This is a genomic window from Rhizobium sp. 01T444 (assembly GCF_056398305.1).
This window is the reverse complement of record NZ_JBFTPD010000136.1, coordinates 1-807: the sequence shown is the minus strand read 5'-3', so window position 1 is coordinate 807 and position 807 is coordinate 1. Positions and strand designations below refer to the sequence as shown.

General features: G+C 68.5%; 1 pseudogene. It reads right to left on the bottom strand.

The features are described from left to right. Positions 1-39 precede the first annotated feature (39 nt). Positions 40-807, bottom strand: a pseudogene (locus tag AC1DTN_RS37580) (hypothetical protein); the annotation flags it as partial.

Below are 807 nucleotides of genomic sequence, written 5' to 3'. Positions count from 1 at the left end.
TGACGACCTACCGCCGCCGAGAGGCGAATCGCTTCCGGCCTAAGGGGCTTCGCGCTGTTGCGCCATTTCGCGCGTGCGCTGTTCATGGAAGGCGGCGACTCTGCCGAGCAGGGATGCCGCGCCGTTCTTCCACTCGCTGACCGAGGCGTCCAGTGCCGCCCTTGTGCGCGCTGCTGATGGCCCCTGGGGCGAGACGACGATTGCGCGTTCAGGGGTTGGGGTGCGTGCGTCCGACCTTGAGGCGGTCCCGAGGATGAATTGATCGACGGGCTGCACGGCGCCATATTCGCGCGGTGAAGGCGCCGCGCCCGCACCGTGGTTAGCCGGAGCGGCCTTCTGATGAATTTGCCCGGGGGGCGCCGCCGCCTTGACGGCCTCTCGCAGCGACGGTTTGGCCGGTGTAGCGCTGTTGGGTCCTGTGTCGGGTGCGGCGACAGCCGAAGCGGCAACCCGCTCTGGCGACATCGTCGACGGGCTTACCGCGGCGACGACGAGTGCGGTCGGTACGGTGGGGGCCACGGTCGCCGGCGGCGTGGCCGTTGCCACCGGGTTCTCCAGCTTGCGCCCCGTCAAAGCGAAGATCGCGTCGACGCGTTCTTCCTTCAGAGGATCGGCGCGCTTCGCGGTGTTTGCCGCGACGGCAACCGGGACGCCCATCTTGTGCGCCTGCGCCAGGTGCTGCTGGTATGTCCGATGCGCGATGTCGTAGAGCGCGGCACCGTAGGCCATGCTTGCGGCGTGATCGCGCACGCCTTCGAAGGACTCGAGCTCGCGCGGATTCAGCTCGGCGCCGGCGAAGATTTTCGC